Source organism: Tellurirhabdus rosea (genome assembly GCF_026278345.1).
In the GTDB taxonomy this organism is placed as follows: domain Bacteria; phylum Bacteroidota; class Bacteroidia; order Cytophagales; family Spirosomataceae; genus Tellurirhabdus; species Tellurirhabdus rosea.
In genome coordinates this window covers 768,043-782,806 of the sequence record NZ_CP111085.1, presented here as the reverse complement: position 1 = coordinate 782,806, position 14,764 = coordinate 768,043, and the positions used below count along the sequence as shown (strand labels likewise).

General features: G+C 58.5%; 12 protein-coding genes. 4 read left to right on the top strand and 8 right to left on the bottom strand.

Annotation, left to right across the window (positions count from 1 at the left end; all coding sequences use genetic code 11):
- Nucleotides 1-99: 99 nt before the first annotated feature.
- The 6 genes from ORG26_RS03100 to ORG26_RS03075 all read right to left on the bottom strand — a co-directional run bounded on the left by ORG26_RS03100 (nt 100) and on the right by ORG26_RS03075 (nt 6,566).
- A complete protein-coding gene (locus ORG26_RS03100; RefSeq protein WP_266367060.1) occupies nt 100-2,394 on the bottom strand; it encodes a glycoside hydrolase family 20 protein in 2,295 nt (764 codons plus the stop codon).
- A gap of 113 nt (nt 2,395-2,507) precedes the next feature.
- The gene (locus ORG26_RS03095) at nt 2,508-3,296 is read right to left on the bottom strand and encodes a DUF5958 family protein (protein WP_266367059.1); all 789 of its coding nucleotides are present in this window, start codon (nt 3,294-3,296) and stop codon (nt 2,508-2,510) included.
- A 106-nt stretch (nt 3,297-3,402) separates the two neighbouring features.
- Nucleotides 3,403-4,407 (bottom strand): alpha/beta fold hydrolase, encoded by a 1,005-nt coding sequence (locus ORG26_RS03090; RefSeq protein WP_266367058.1) that lies wholly within the window; start codon nt 4,405-4,407, stop codon nt 3,403-3,405.
- A complete protein-coding gene (locus ORG26_RS03085; RefSeq protein WP_266367057.1) occupies nt 4,404-4,967 on the bottom strand; it encodes a hypothetical protein in 564 nt (187 codons plus the stop codon). The genes ORG26_RS03090 and ORG26_RS03085 overlap by 4 nt, the downstream gene beginning before the upstream one ends.
- A gap of 123 nt (nt 4,968-5,090) precedes the next feature.
- Nucleotides 5,091-5,915: a LytR/AlgR family response regulator transcription factor gene (locus ORG26_RS03080; RefSeq protein ID WP_266367056.1), complete on the bottom strand. Its 825-nt coding sequence runs from the start codon at nt 5,913-5,915 to the stop codon at nt 5,091-5,093.
- 75 nt (nt 5,916-5,990) lie between these two features.
- Nucleotides 5,991-6,566: a Riean_0653 family protein gene (locus ORG26_RS03075; RefSeq protein ID WP_266367055.1), complete on the bottom strand. Its 576-nt coding sequence runs from the start codon at nt 6,564-6,566 to the stop codon at nt 5,991-5,993.
- 111 nt (nt 6,567-6,677) lie between these two features.
- Here ORG26_RS03075 and ORG26_RS03070 point away from each other — a divergent pair, with 111 nt between their 5' ends.
- Nucleotides 6,678-6,914 carry a Kazal-type serine protease inhibitor domain-containing protein gene (locus tag ORG26_RS03070; RefSeq protein WP_266367054.1) on the top strand — a complete coding sequence of 79 codons (237 nt, stop codon included), beginning with the start codon at nt 6,678-6,680 and terminating at the stop codon, nt 6,912-6,914.
- 47 nt (nt 6,915-6,961) lie between these two features.
- Here the strand turns inward: ORG26_RS03070 and ORG26_RS03065 are convergent, their stop codons facing one another.
- The gene (locus ORG26_RS03065) at nt 6,962-7,960 is read right to left on the bottom strand and encodes a 2-hydroxyacid dehydrogenase (RefSeq protein ID WP_266367053.1); all 999 of its coding nucleotides are present in this window, start codon (nt 7,958-7,960) and stop codon (nt 6,962-6,964) included.
- A gap of 139 nt (nt 7,961-8,099) precedes the next feature.
- Here ORG26_RS03065 and treA point away from each other — a divergent pair, with 139 nt between their 5' ends.
- On the top strand, nt 8,100-9,746 hold the full coding sequence (treA, locus tag ORG26_RS03060; protein ID WP_266367052.1) for an alpha,alpha-trehalase TreA: 1,647 nt from the start codon (nt 8,100-8,102) through the stop codon (nt 9,744-9,746).
- 99 nt (nt 9,747-9,845) lie between these two features.
- Here treA and ORG26_RS03055 read toward each other — a convergent pair whose 3' ends face one another.
- Nucleotides 9,846-10,316, bottom strand: a complete 471-nt coding sequence (locus tag ORG26_RS03055) for an FKBP-type peptidyl-prolyl cis-trans isomerase (protein WP_266367051.1) — start codon at nt 10,314-10,316, stop codon at nt 9,846-9,848.
- 191 nt (nt 10,317-10,507) lie between these two features.
- On the opposite strand from ORG26_RS03055, the gene ORG26_RS03050 reads away from it, so the two are divergent.
- Nucleotides 10,508-11,287, top strand: coding sequence for a fasciclin domain-containing protein (locus ORG26_RS03050; RefSeq protein ID WP_266367050.1), 780 nt, complete (start codon nt 10,508-10,510; stop codon nt 11,285-11,287).
- Between the two features lie 236 nt (nt 11,288-11,523).
- Nucleotides 11,524-14,670, top strand: a complete 3,147-nt coding sequence (locus ORG26_RS03045; RefSeq protein WP_266367049.1) for a SusC/RagA family TonB-linked outer membrane protein — start codon at nt 11,524-11,526, stop codon at nt 14,668-14,670.
- The last annotated feature ends 94 nt before the right edge of the window (nt 14,671-14,764 follow it).

Genomic DNA, 14,764 nt, shown 5'->3' with positions numbered 1-14,764 from the left:
AATGACTGATTGATTGAATGACTGAATGACTGATTCGCTCCGCAGTGCTAGAATTAGCGAAGCAAATCAGTCATTCAGTCATTCAATCAATCAGTCATTTTATTCTACCACCACCTCATCCACCGCTACCGTCGTCGCCCGTCCGTCCGGGGCGGGGCCGGCGTTTTTGGCGCGGAGGCGTACATAACGGGCGCGGGCCGTTTTGAAATCGGCGATGACGGGTAAAATGCCCCAGGTGCCTTCCAGCGGATATTGGACCGGCTGGGCGATGGCATCTTTGTACGTATTGCCGTCCTGCGAAAGCGAAATCTCGACCGAAGACGGCGGGAAGTCACGCGCCGGGATTCGCTTCAGGAAATTGGCCGAAACCTTCGTCACCGGGCGCACTTCGCCCAGATCAATCACCACTTCGAGGTCCTGAGCCGATACCCGGACAAAATCCCCCGAATTACGCGGACTCTGGGCTACCTGACCGTCCGTGAGCTTCGTCCGCTGCGGGTCCGAACCCGGCGCTTCGCCCGTGTAGGTATACGGTTTGCCTTTGGCTCGGTGAATGTAAAATGTTTCTTCAAACGTGGCCCCGGCCGTCGAAATGGCCTTGATCGTCGTTGTTTTCTTCAACGCAATGGGCGCAAAATATTCCAGCGACGAGGTCGTGGGCGTTTTGCCGTTCAGCGTGTAATAAATCTTGCTGTCCGAATCCTGTTTGTCGAGCCGCACCTGAAGCTGGTCGTCCTGCGTGAACTGCGTTACGGCCCGGATGTCGTTCAGTTTTTTGGAGTAATTCACGTTCAGGTAGCCCAGCCGTTTCTGGTGTTCTTTCAGGCGCACCGCAAAATCCTCGAAATTGCGCGGCCCCTGCGGAATCCAGCCGATTTCGGCAATCGCCACGGCCCGGGGGAAGGCCATGTATTCGGCCTGCTGGGGCGTGCTGATGTATTCCGTCCAGACATTACCCTGTACGCCGAGGATGTATTTCTGCTGTTCCGGCGTCAGTTCGGCGGGGGTAGGCTCGAAGCTGTACACTTTTTCGATGGGCAGGTAGCCGCCAATCGCCAGCGGTTCCTGCGCCGGATTGCCCTGATAATAATCGAGGTAGACAAACTCACTGGGCGTCATAATGACATTGTGTTTCTGCCGCGCCGCCTCGATGCCGCCTTTGGTACCGCGCCAGCTCATCACGGCGGCGTTCGGCGCCAGACCGCCTTCCAGAATTTCGTCCCAGCCGATAATCGCTTTGCCTTTCGAGGCGACAAACTGCCCGATGCGACGGATGAAATAGCTTTGCAGCTCGTCCTCATTCTTCAGCTTCAGCTTTTTCATCAGGTCCTGCGCGGCCGGGCTTTTTTTCCAGGCGGTTTTGGGCACTTCGTCACCGCCGATGTGGATGTATTTGCCGGGGAAAAGCGCCATCACCTCCGTCAGCACGTTTTGCAGAAAAGTAAACGTCGGCTCGGTCGGGCAGAAAATGTCGTCTTTCACGCCCCAACTGGTGGCTACCTGATACGGCTTTGTCGGGTCGCAGGACAGTTCGGGGTACGCCGCCAGCGCCGCCGTTGCGTGGCCGGGCAGTTCAATTTCCGGGATGATGGTTACGTGCCGGGCGGCGGCATAGCGCACCACGTCCTTAATCTGTTCCTGGGTATAAAAACCGCCGTATTCCTGCCCGTCAAACTTCTGCGGGTAGTTTTCGGAAAGGTGGCCGACGAGCGTTTCGCGGCGCTTCGAGCCGATTTGCGTCAGTTTGGGGTATTTTTTGATCTCAATCCGCCAGCCCTGGTCTTCGGTCAGGTGCCAGTGGAAGGTGTTCATCTTGTGCAGGGCAATCAGATCAATGAATTTCTTGACAAACGATACCGGCATGAAGTACCGGCCCGCGTCGAGCATCAGACCCCGGTAGCCGTAGCGCGGCCGGTCGAGGATGTCGCAGGCGGGCATTGTCCAGGCGGTCGTGGCCGACGTGCTGCGACTGAAAATTTCGGCAGGCAGCAGTTGCAGCGCCGTCTGAACCCCGTAAAAGTACCCTTTGGGCGTCTCGGCTTCGATCACCACGCGGTCGGGCGAGACGTTCAGGACGTAGCCCTCCGGTCCGCAGCGCCCGGCTTTGTGCGCCCGGAAAAAAATGTGTTTGCCTTTCGAAAGGGCGGGAGAGGTCGTCGCCACCGTAACGGGCAGTCCGGCTGCGGTCTTGAGCGGTCCCGCCAGCAGCGCGGCGGCGGACAGTTGAGCGGCATTTTTCGGCTCTACGACCACTTTGGTAGCGGCCGTCACCGTGAAGCGCCCGTCTTTTCCGGAAAAACGAGCCGGAAAGGGAATCAGATTGTACTGGTTTTCCTGGGCTAGAACCGAAGAGGAAAAAAAGAGGAAGATCAGAAGGAGGTGCAATCTGCGCATAAAATACCCTTTGGTGGAAGAATAACGGGGGCAAAGGTAGAAACGTATGGGAAAATTTCTCCGCCCCCGTTTTTCATCTGTCGGGTTAAACCCGTTGTATGCCTCCCGGACCCTTACAGGCGCTGGTCGTCGGAGGGCTGGCCGGGGCCGTATTTCTCCTGGTAATGCCGCGCCGACACCTCGCTGACCAGCCGCCGGGCCGTGTTCGTGTCCAGTTCGTACTGCCGGGAAACGGCATTGGTCAGGGCCTTGAGCAAGTGGTAGGTCGCCTGGCTGTTTTTGTACAGGTCGTCGTTGAGCCGGAGCGAGGAGGTCATCAGGGTGTCGTAGGACACAAAATCTTTTTCGTCCACACTCACCGGCTCGGGTTCCCGGAACTTGGTTTTCATGAGCGTTTCTGATTCCCTAGTCAGCCGGGCCAGACTTTCAAATTCGGCGTAGTACTCCGGATTCGCGTAAAGGGCCTCGACCCGTTGCTGGTGCCGCTGGATAATATCCCGGACAACTTCCGGCTGCGACAGATCCCAAAATCTCCATTCCTCCGGTTTATCGGTCATTTCGGCGGGGCGATATCGCCCGTAAGTAGCCTTGAACAGGTAGAGCATGTACCGGTGCGCGTCGTCGGGATGCACGCCGGGAATAACGACCCGCTGCCCGGTACGGCCATCCGGCTGAATCCTCCGGATGATCATGGAAGGATTTTCCAGCACGTTGACGGCGCTTTCGGCGAGGGCCTGCTCGACATCGTCGGTATTCGGCTCAAATTCGGGCATCATCAGTCCGGGGGCGTACAGCGGCCCTTCGCCCGGTTGAAGAGAACGATCGATCCGGTCGAGGGCTTCTTCAATCGACAAGTGGCCCTGGGCAAATTGAATGAAGGTAATTTCCTGTTCAATGGTCATGGCTGTGGTTCCGTTGGCGATTTGTCCAGTAAGATAAAAAAAGGCTTCCCGGAATCACACCCGGAAGCCTTGAATTATGTAAGCGGAGAGCAGATCGCGCAGACGGTCAGTTGCCCCGGACAAAATCCCGCACCGCGGCATTGAAGCGGGCAGTCTCGGTAACGAACGGTTCGTGCCAGGAGTCGTGAAAGGTTACGGACGTGACGGTCGTGCCGGTCAGCAGGGCTTTGGTTTCGCCGCTGAGCTCCAGCGGAACCACGCCGTCTTTTGCCCCCCAGAAAAGCCCGATGGGTACCCGGACGCCCGCCAGCAGCGGTCCTTTCTCAAACCGGCGACTTTCGACCTCGCCGTAATAGCCGTACGCCTTGCCGTGGGTGAACTGCGCCAGGGCGGTGTTCGGCGAATCGAAGGCGTAATCCAGCACGAATTTCTTGTCGGAATACAGCGAAACGGGGTTGCCGCCCAGCTTGTACATCCAGCGGTAAATGCCCTCCCAGTCGATGGTGGCCGTGTTCTCGGGCGTGACGGGATGCGCCAGCAGGTACGTCTCCGCTTCGGTATGATTCTGCCGCCGGGCTTCGCGCAGGGCCCACTCCCGGACGTGGTACAGCCAGCGGTAGTACGAGTGCATGCCGTTGACCATCATCGCCCCGGCAACCTGCTGCTGGTTGGTGCCCGTGGTCAGAAACTGCCAGGCCAGCTCGACGCCGAAACTGTGGCCCAGCAGGTAAATCCGGGCGTTTGGGTACTGCCTGCGGAGCAGTTTGACAACCAGTTCAAGGTCTTCGCCAAACTGGGCGTACCGCAGCGTCGCCGGGTCCACCTTGCCCGACGACGACCCGGCCACCCGCTGGTCCCAGTAGGCCATCATGACGTCTTTTTCGAGGTCCTGGAGGTAGTAGCGGTAACACATCGAGCAGTCGCCGGGGCCGCCGTGCAGAAAAAGCACGATTTTGTCCGAAGCCCGGTTGCCTTTGACCCAGATAGGCATGTTGGCGCCTTTGTGGCGCAGAAAAAGCGTCGTGTCTTCGCCGGGCCGGATGTCCTTTTCGCCGCAGGAAAAAAGCAGGGCGAGGAGGCCGCAGAGTAAAAATTGGAATAGCTTTTTCATGATTTCTTCAGCGGGATCAGGGTTCCGAACTCGATTCCAAAACGCATCAGGGCGGAGGTGTTGTAGGGCCGCTGCTGCATGAGGTTCAGGCGGGTGTAGAGGCTCAGGGGCAGGCGGTGCCGCACGGACAAATCGCGCCCGATACCCACCGAAACGGTCGGCATGAAGGCCTGCCCGCCCGCCAGCCGGACCCGCCGGAAGTCGCCGGACTCGGTGGGTTCGTAGGTTTGTCCGTCCAGAAAATACCGGAAGAAGGCCGGGGAAACGGCCAGTTCGAAGAGGCCGCCGCGCCGACCCGTCCGGCGGTAACCGATTTCGGGCGAAACGATCAGGCCCACGTGGTTTTGCGGGTGCCGGTACAGGGCAATGCCCAGGGAAAGATAGAACGACTTGAGGGCCGCGTTGCGCTCTTTGGTGTAGCTAGCGAAGGGCCGCTCGTAGGCCGCCCGGAGGCCGTAGTGCGTCACGGTTTCGCCGTAATAACCCAGTCGCAGCGTCTGGGCCCGCACGGTCGTCAGGCTGGCGATGACCAGTCCTAACCAGAGAAGATGTCGTTTCATGATGTAGTTGTTGTTTACAGAGGTAAAACTACAGCAGGAAAGGGGTAAACTGTTGTCTTGCAGGGGTTTGAATTTGGCGAAACAGGAGAAAAAGCGGGTGAATCAGGAGAAATAGGCGCTGAATCAGTGGGCTTCTTCGAGCCATTTTTTGAACTCCGGGGCCTTTTGCTGGCTCACGATGATTTCCCGGCGAACCGTCGGCTGTACTTCGAGCTTCAGTTTTCCGTAGCTGTCGTTCAGGTAGGAGCTACAGGCCCGGCGGTGGATGAGAAACTGCCGGTTCACGCGGAAAAACTGGGTCGTCGGCAGGTCGCGGGCGAGGTCGTCGAGCGTGGCCCCGACCACGTATTTTTCGCCCGTGAAAGTGGTGACAAAAACGGCGCCTTCGTCGATGTAAAAGTAGGCGACATCGGCCGTAGCCAGGGGAATGTTCCGCTGGCCGCTGGCGACGATGAGCGTTTTCCGGACAACCGGCTGCGCTGTTCCCGGCGCTTCAATCAGCACGGGCGGCGTCCCGGTCGCGCGTTTGTACAGGTAAAGCCCCACGTAGAACAGGTTGATGAACAGAATGACCAGCACGCTGATCGGAAATTCGTAGACCGGAAAAGTAGACTCCGTGATGGGCTGGCCCACCACGAACCGGAAGTAAAGCAGCGCCATCAGAAACGAAACCACCACCGGCCCCCCAAAGCCCAGCAGCGACTGCCCGGCGATGCGGCGGAGCGGTTGTTCGAACCAGTCGTAGCGGCGGTCCAGCGTCACCGTCGCCGCCCGGACCAGCAGCCAGACGATGCCCGACATCAGCGTGGCGCCGAACAGGTCGCGGATGTAGGTCGGCTTTTGCAGCAGCGCAAAAAGGCTTTCGTCAAGACCGATGGTCACGAAAAAATAGCCCAGCAGCAGGCAGCCGATCAGAATAAACCAGCGGTCGGGGTAGGAGGAGTTCATCGGACAGAGCCTGATTTTTGACAAAAATAAAAATTCAGGCACCAGTTTCACCAGCGGAGCCGGTTGCCGCCGGTTTTACCGCACGTACTTCAACCGGCAATCGAAGCGACCTTCGGTGATCTCGGCCACTTCGCCCGGATTCCAGTAGTAGTTGTCGAGTCGTCCTTTGAATTGTCCCGACACGATGTTGTTGACCGTATCGAAACGGGTGATGACCAGTTCGGCCTCGTAATTGTCTCCGTTCCGGAACATCTTCTCGCTGAGGCTGGAGTTGGCAAAAAGCATCCATTCTTCTTTTTTCGGGTCCAGTTTGTAGGTCCGGGCTCCCGCGACATCTTCCACTTTCACCGAAAATTCCTGAGCAACTTTATGGTTTACACTGGCGTAGCGGCCTTCCAGCACAAAGAGGAACGGAGTTTTGTCGTATTCCCGATACAGCGTGGCCGTCGGAACGTTGTCTTCGCAGGTAAACCAGTTGCAACTTTCGCCGCCGGTGGTCCAGGGCTTGTCGTCTACCTTGAAACCGAGCGTGTTGCGTCCTTCCTGGGTGATGGGCGGCAGTTTGGGTTTGCGGTCAATTTCCAGCGTACAGGCCAGAAGGGCGAGGGGCAGGAGGGTATGGAGCAGTCGGGTTGAAAAACGGGAGCGCATGCAGTTTTTGATCATAAATAAAAGACTGAACGAGCAAAAAAAGGACCATTAATTCAAGGACAAGTTTTCAACCGTTGGACCGGAGCGGGTGTCATGGACAAAAACACGTCAATGAAACCAGTTCTTTGTTTAAGCCTCCTTCTGCTGGCAAGTGCCTGCGAAAATAGCTTTCATGCTCCCGCTGACCCGGTCAGTCCGCCCTGTGTCGAGCAGCCGTACAAAGGGGGCGGTTGTTACGCGCTGTACAAACCTGTCTGCGGCTGTAACGGGAAGACCTATCCGAATGCCTGCGAGGCGGAAAACTACGGTATCAAAAGCTACACAGAAGGCGAGTGCGCCAAGAAGTGAGGCGAGGGGCACGACCGCCGGGCGGACCTGTCGCCCTCGTGCCCGCCTTACAACCCCGCCTTTACTTCATTCTTCAAGTCGGCCCCATCGGCAAAGTCCCGTATGTTCTCAAACGTCGTCTGGGCGATGGCCTGGAGGGCGTTGCGGGTAAAAAACGCCTGATGACCCGTAATGAGCACGTTCGGGAAAGTCAGCAGGCGCATAAACGCATCGTCTTTGATGATCTGGGCCGAGAGGTCCTCGAAAAACAGATCGGCTTCCTCTTCGTACACGTCCAGCCCGACGTAGCCGATGTGCTCGGCCTTCAGCGCCTCGATCAGGGCGGGCGTATCGATAAGCGCCCCCCGGCCCGTGTTGATGATCATCACGCCCGGTTTCATCTGCCGCATCGTGGTCTCGTTGATGACATGGTACGTCTCGGGCGTCAGCGGGCAGTGCAGGGAAATAATGTCCGACTGGGCCAGCAGTTCGTCGCGGCTCACGTACTCCAGACCGAGCCGGACCGCCTCTTCGTCGTGGAACGGGTCGTAGGCCAGCACCCGGCAGCCGAAGCCTTTCAGAATCTGCCCCGTCACTTTCCCGATTTTTCCGAGCCCGAGCAGCCCGACGGTTTTGCCGTGCAGGTCGAAGCCCATTAGCCCGTCGAGCGAAAAATTACCTTCCTTGACGCGGTTGTAAGCCCGGTGCGTTTTGCGGTTCAGCGTCAGAATAAGGGCGATGGTGTGCTCGGCCACCGAATAGGGCGAGTAGGCCGGAACCCGTACCACCCGGATGCCGTGTTCGCGGCAGGCCGCCAGATCAACGTTGTTGAAGCCCGCGCAGCGCAGGGCCAGTAGTTTGACGCCCCGCCCGGCCAGCTGACCGATGACGGCCGCGTTGGCGTTGTCGTTGACGAATAAACAGACGACCTCCGAATCCGTCACCAGTCCGGCGGTGGTTTCGTCGAGGTGGACTTTCAGAAAGCGAAGGTCGTGGCCGAACTGCTGGTTGACTTCTTCAAAAAAACGGATGTCGTACGGCTTGGTGGAGAATACAGTAATTTTCATTTGGAAAAGACGAAACGCTACCCCGCCCGGTTTGAAACAGGGCGTAGCTGCCCGGAAGCGAAGATTAAACGTTGGTTAGTTTTTGGCAAAGCTACGGCCATTCGCGCGTCCGGTTTCATGACTTACCTTATCTTGCGGCATGATTTTCAAGAAAGTACTTTCCGTGCTGGCGATGCTTATTCCTTTCGCCGACGGAGAAGCCCAGACCAAAGCGCCCCGGTCCAAAGTCGAGCCCGGCAGTTCCGCCGACAGACCCGCCGCCGCGCAGTCACCCGTCTCAGCGGTCCCGGCGACGCCGCCCGACAAACTCTACGGTGAGCTGTTCCGGGACGTGCAGATGAACCGGATTTTTCCCGATAACAAAACCTTCGTGGACTGCGTACCCCGGCGAAGCCCCGCGGCCATCGTGAAGGATTATCTCGCCGCCAGAAATAATCCGAACCTGCGCTTTTCGCTGAAACTCTTTGTGGAGGAGAACTTCACCATCCCGGCGGCCCCGCAGGAAGCTTACCGGGCGCAGGAAGACCAGGACGTGGTGACCCATATCGAAAAGCTCTGGACCGTTCTCAAACGGAACCGCGACCAGCCGATGACCGGAAGTTCGCGGCTGCCGCTGCCGCATCCGTACCTGGTGCCGGGCGGCCGTTTCCGCGAGATTTATTACTGGGACAGCTATTTCACGATGCTGGGCCTGGAAGAAAGCGGCGAATGGGACGTGATTCGCCACATGATCGACAATTTTGCCTTTCTCATCCGCACCTACGGGCACATCCCAAACGGCAACCGGACGTATTACCTGTCGCGCTCGCAGCCGCCGTTTTTTGCCCTGATGGTCGGGTTGCTGGCCCAAAAAGACGGGGAGAAGGTGTTTGTCCGGTACGGGAAAGAACTGCAGCGCGAATACGATTACTGGATGGACAAAACGGCGCCCACGCAGCACGTCGTCCGGATGCCCGACGGCAGTGTGCTCAACCGCTACTACGACCGGGACGACATTGCCCGGCAGGAGTCGTTCTACGAGGATTCGACGCTCGCCCGGGAATCGAAGCGGGACCGCAGGACGCTGTACCGGCACCTCCGCAGCGGAGCCGAAAGCGGCTGGGATTTCAGCAGCCGCTGGTTTGCCGACGGCAAAACGATGGCGACCATCCGCACGACTGACCTGGTGCCGGTAGACCTCAATGGCCTGCTTTATCAGCTGGAACTTGCGCTGGCGCGTTCGTACGCCCTGTCGCAGAATCAGGGCCGGGCGGCGCAGTTCCGGCAGGCGGCCGAAAAACGGAAAGCGGCGATTGAAAAATACTGCTGGAACGCGCAGGAAGGCTGGTACTTTGATTACGATCTGGTCGGCAAACGGCAGTCGGCGGAGAAGACCCTGGCCGGATTCACGCCCTTCTTCTTCGGGGTGGCCCCCAAAACGCATATCGATGCGGCGGCCGCCGTGCTGCAACGGGATTTTCTGAAGCCGGGCGGCGTGGTCACGACCCTGAAGGTTACCGGCCAGCAATGGGATGCGCCCAACGGCTGGGCCCCGCTGCAATGGATGACCATCGACGGACTGGAACGCTACGGCAAGTCCGGACAGGCCCGCGAACTGGCCCGGCGCTGGGCCGACCTGAACATCCGGGTCTATAAATCGACGGGAAAACTAACGGAGAAATACAACGTGGTGGACACCACCCTCGAAACCGGCGGCGGCGAGTACCCCAACCAGGACGGCTTCGGCTGGACGAACGGGGTGCTGCTGAAGATCATCAAACGGTATGAATTAGGGAAAAAGAGTTAAGAGTTAAAAATTAAAAGTTAAAAGTAGAGCTCCGCTGATTCAGATTTCTGGCCTAGCGGAGCTCTACTTTTAACTTTTAATTTTTAACTCTTAACTGAATTAGTGTTCCGCTCCGCCCGGGCCGTGGACGTGCCCGTGGGCTACTTCTTCGGCGGTGGCTTCCCGGACTTCAACGACTTCGACATCGAAGTTGAGCTGCTGACCGGCCAGCGGGTGGTTGGCATCGATGGTAACGGTATCGCCGCTGACGCCGGTAACGGTCACCACCTGGCCATGGTTGGCGTGAAACTGCATGCCCGGCTCGACCTTCTGGCCACCAAACGCGCTCATCGGCACTTCCTGAATCATTTCGGGGTCACGTTCACCATATCCTTTATCCGGAGAAACCGTCAGTTGGAAGTGGTCGCCGGTTGAGCGGCCTTCCAGCCCTTCCTCCATGCCCGGGATCAGGTTGCCTTCGCCGTGCAGATAGTACAGCGGCTCGCGACCTGCGCTTGAATCCAACACCCGGCCCGAATCATCACGCAGGGTATAGTGGATAGCTGCCACTTTGTGTTTTGTGATTTGCATAACTGGTAGAAAAAAGTTTCGGCAAAGGTGGGGGGATTTCGGCAGGGTTACAAATTCGGCTCAGACTCTACGATAAGTTTATGGATAGGTTCCGGCGCTGCGGACGAAATAATCAGAGTCAACAAGGCGTTACCCACGAGTCCGGGAATGTCCCGGACGGGTTTCATTCCTTATTTAACCTCGACGTGCTTATGAAAAAGCAGGCATTGTGCGGACTGGCGCTGGCAGCGACGCTGCTGTTTTCTCTTCCTTCTCTGGCCCAGACAACGGGCACCGGCACCCAGCCCGGCACCTCTACGCAGACCCCCACAACCGGGCAGCCGAATACCAATGTTTCGGGGGGCATGACCGACACGACCCAGAAGTCGACCACGACCGAATCCGGCGTTCAGCAGCCGGGCGCGGTGTCGGGCACGGGAACGTCCGTTTCGACCCAGACCAACGCGGCGGGCAGTACTACCGGAACCATCGACCCGACGGGCGGCACCTTCTACGGCCGCGAACGCCGCGGCGGCTCCACCAGCCGGGACCTTTCGCTGAGCGCCGCCCGCTCGCGCGAACACACCATCCTGTTCCGGGCTCTCCGGGTAGCGGGCCTGACCGACCAGGCTTCGGGCAAGGGACCGTTTACGGTATTTGCCCCGACCGATGCGGCTTTCCAGCAGCTGCCCGCCGGGACGCTCGACGAACTGATGAAACCGGCCGCCAAGCAGCGGCTGATGCGGCTGCTAGCCGGACACGTGGTGAAAGGCCGCCTGACCTCGGACCAGCTGGAAGACGGCCAGAAGCTGAAGACCGTCACCGGCCAGACGCTGACCGTCAGCAAACAGGGTGAGGCCGTGACCATTACGGACGCCGCCGGCAACACGGCCACGGTCAACTGGCCGGACATCGAGGCCACCAACGGCATCGTTCACTCGGTTGATACCGTACTGGTGCCCGCCACCACCGTTTCGGCGAAAGGAAAGTAATCACCGAATAGTAAATTTTGAGAGCCCACCGCTACAACGCAGTGGGCTTTTTTATTGATTTTATCATGGAATATTACAATTAAGTCTTTAATGGAGAAAAATGTATGCGACAAGACTTTGAATAATCCTGTATTTTGTGAGTATATTTCCTCACCGAATGGAGTGGTTGGAGCGAAAATTCTCCTCTGACAACTGCTTTCGTCAGATTACCCTTATCATTTCTAACCCCTAATTTTATGAAACATTTTACTTTTGCCCGGCGGCTTGTCGGAGGGCTGATGAAGCCAATCCGCATACCGTTGATTATCTGGCTGATGACCCTGACCGGGGCGGCGCTGGCCCAGCAACAGATTTCTGGTACGGTTACTAACGAAACCGGCGAGGCGCTGCCCGGTGTCAACGTCGTGGAGAAGGGAACTACCCGGGGCACAACGACCGACAAAAACGGGAAATACCAGCTGGCAGCCGGCCGGAATGTAACGCTGGTGTTCAGTTATATCGGCTTCGTTCGGCAGGAAGTTCCGGTCAACAATCGTTCGGTGATCGACATTCAGCTGACGGCCGATCAGCAGGCACTGAGCGAAGTCATCGTCGTCGGTTACGGTACCCAAAAGAAGTCCTCCCTCACCGGGGCGGTTTCATCGGTGACGCCGAAAGAGCTGAAGGCCCTGCCGGTCATCAGTGCCACGCAGGCCCTCCAGGGCCGGGTGCCGGGGGTATCGGTGACCAACAACAGCAGCCCGGGCAGCGAGCCGGTGATCCGGATTCGCGGCGTGGGCTCCATCAGCCTGAACCCCAATCCGCTGTACGTCATCGACGGCATTCCGGCGGGTGGCCTCAACAACATCGACCCCAAGGACATCGAATCGCTGGAAGTGCTCAAGGACGCCAGCGCGGCGGCCATCTACGGCTCCCGGGCGGCCAACGGCGTTATCCTGATTACGACCAAAAAAGGCAGCACCAACGGGAAGCTGAGCCTTAATTTTGATTCCTACTACGGCTCTCAGTCGGCCTGGCGCAAGCTCGACCTGCTGAACCGCGACGAGTACATCCGCTACGGAACGGCCCTGCTGACGGCCTCCGGCCAGCCGGTGCCGGGTCGCTTTACAGCCCTGAATACGCCGATTTATGACGGAGCCACGCAGACCTTCGCCCAGACCGATACCGACTGGCAGGACGTGATGTTCCGGGCGGCCCCGATCCAGGACCACCAGGTTTCGCTGTCGGGCGGCAATGCGGTGTCGCGTTTCTACACCTCGTTCGGCTATTTCCAGCAGGACGGAATTCTGCCCTTTACCGATTACAAACGGTACAGCTTCCGGGTTAACTCCGACCATAAGTTCAACAAGTTCCTGACCATCGGGCAGACGTTCCTGGCGTCCACGGACCGGCGGCGTCTGGAGCGCGACGGCGGCGGCCGTAGCCTCGTGATGAACATCATGCGGATGATTCCGTATTGGCCCGACCGCGACCCGACGAAGCTCGGCGGATTCAGCACCACGGCCCAGGGTCTGGACGCCACCGACCCCGAAAACCCGCTGCGCGTAGCCGAACAGGAGCAGCAGTTTCAGGTCGATCGCGGTTTTAAGCTGCTGGGTTCGGTGTTTGCCGAAGTGCGCTTCACCGACTTCCTGCGCTACCGCTTCCAGTACGGGGCTGACTATGCCAGCGGCCGCTTTAACGGTTTCCTGCCAATATATAACGATGGTAACCGCAGCCGCCCCCTCGCCACCGTCACCGACAACCGGAGCGACTATTTCTCGACGGTGATGACCAACCAGCTGAGCTTCGACAAGACCTTCGGCAAGCACTACGTCAATGCCGTGGCCGTAGCCGAGCAGCAGCGGAGTATCTCTACCAACGTTAACTCCAACGGCCAGCGCCCCGACAACAACATCCAGGTGCTCCAGGGGATTTCGAACCCGGCGACCAACAGCGGCCGTTCCGAAAACGTGCTTATTTCGTACGTGGGCCGCGTCAACTACGAGTTCGCCAGCCGCTACCTGCTGAGCGCCTCCATCCGCCGCGACGGTTCGTCCCGCTTTGCGCCGGATCGCAAATGGGGAACCTTCCCGGCCGTATCGGCGGGCTGGCGCATCAGCGAAGAGCGCTTCCTGAAGAGCGTACCGGTTATTACGGAGCTGAAACTGCGCGGCAGCTACGGACAGACGGGCTACAATGCCATCGGCGACTACGACTGGCAGCCGCTGGTGCAGGCCAACAACACCATTTATCCGTTTGGAAACACCACGCAGCTTGGTTCGTACTTCAACCAGTTGGGAAACAGCGACCTGAGCTGGGAGGTGACGACCATGTCCAACATCGGTCTGGATGCTTCGCTGCTGAGCAACAAGATTACGCTGAGCGCCGAGGTATATAACCGGGAGACGGACGGCCTGCTGCTACGCGTGCCCCTGCCCGAATCGATGGGCTTTTCAGTAAGCCCGCTGGCCAACGTGGGCAGCATGCGCAACCGGGGCTTTGAACTGACGGCGGGTTACAACCGCAGTGGCAAGAAGTTCAACTGGAGCCTGCTCGGTACGTTCGACATGACACGCAACCAGGTGCTGAGCCTGGCTACGCCGAACGCCAACATCAACGCGGGCAACAACAGCGACTTCGGTGGCTTCGATATCACCCGCACGGAGGCCGGACGGCCCATTCAGTCGTTCTACGGCTGGGTGGTGGACGGAATCTTCCAGAGCAAAGAAGAAGTGGACCGGTTCAACGCCATCGACGGCAACGCGGCTTCTTTCTACCAGAACGCCCAGACCGCCGCGGGCGACATCCGGTTTAAGGATATCAGCGGCCCGGATGGCAAACCGGACGGGAAAGTCGATGCCTTCGACCGGACGTTCCTCGGCAGCTTTATTCCCAAATTCAGCTACGGCCTCAACTGGACCGGAAACTACGGTAACTTCGACTTTACGCTGTTCCTGCAGGGCGTATCGGGCAACAAGATTTACAACGGCACAAAGGTCATTGGGCAGGGACAGCTGCGCCTGTTCAATGCCACGACGGACGTGCTGAACGCCTGGACACCGACTAACACGAACACCGACGTACCGCGCTCTATCAGCGGCGACCCGAACCAGAACTCGCGTACTTCCGACCGGTTCCTGGAGGATGGCTCGTATCTCCGCGTGAAGAACCTGAGCGTAGGCTACACGATTCCGGCGACGGTCCTCAGCAAGGCGACCCGCAACACGGTGAGCCGCCTGCGTATCTACGTGTCGAGCCAGAACCTGCTGACCTTCACCCGCTACACGGGCTACGATCCGGAAGTGGCCTCGCGGAACTACGGTCTGCTGACCAACGGCATCGACTTCGCGCAGTACCCGCAGGCGCGGACAATCATGATGGGAATTAACCTGGGATTTTAATTCATTGAGCGATTGAGTGAACGGGTGATGGAGCGGCGGTGCCGCAACGCCAAATGTGCCTGGTAAATCACTCAATTCCTCAATCGCTCATCCA

Coding starts and splice junctions, on each gene's coding strand:
- ORG26_RS03100 (WP_266367060.1), bottom strand. CDS start 2,394: ATGCGCAGATTGCACCTCCTTCTGATCTTCCTCTTTTTTTCCTCTTCG.
- ORG26_RS03095 (WP_266367059.1), bottom strand. CDS start 3,296: ATGACCATTGAACAGGAAATTACCTTCATTCAATTTGCCCAGGGCCAC.
- ORG26_RS03090 (WP_266367058.1), bottom strand. CDS start 4,407: ATGAAAAAGCTATTCCAATTTTTACTCTGCGGCCTCCTCGCCCTGCTT.
- ORG26_RS03085 (WP_266367057.1), bottom strand. CDS start 4,967: ATGAAACGACATCTTCTCTGGTTAGGACTGGTCATCGCCAGCCTGACG.
- ORG26_RS03080 (WP_266367056.1), bottom strand. CDS start 5,915: ATGAACTCCTCCTACCCCGACCGCTGGTTTATTCTGATCGGCTGCCTG.
- ORG26_RS03075 (WP_266367055.1), bottom strand. CDS start 6,566: ATGCGCTCCCGTTTTTCAACCCGACTGCTCCATACCCTCCTGCCCCTC.
- ORG26_RS03070 (WP_266367054.1), top strand. CDS start 6,678: ATGAAACCAGTTCTTTGTTTAAGCCTCCTTCTGCTGGCAAGTGCCTGC.
- ORG26_RS03065 (WP_266367053.1), bottom strand. CDS start 7,960: ATGAAAATTACTGTATTCTCCACCAAGCCGTACGACATCCGTTTTTTT.
- treA (WP_266367052.1), top strand. CDS start 8,100: ATGATTTTCAAGAAAGTACTTTCCGTGCTGGCGATGCTTATTCCTTTC.
- ORG26_RS03055 (WP_266367051.1), bottom strand. CDS start 10,316: ATGCAAATCACAAAACACAAAGTGGCAGCTATCCACTATACCCTGCGT.
- ORG26_RS03050 (WP_266367050.1), top strand. CDS start 10,508: ATGAAAAAGCAGGCATTGTGCGGACTGGCGCTGGCAGCGACGCTGCTG.
- ORG26_RS03045 (WP_266367049.1), top strand. CDS start 11,524: ATGAAACATTTTACTTTTGCCCGGCGGCTTGTCGGAGGGCTGATGAAG.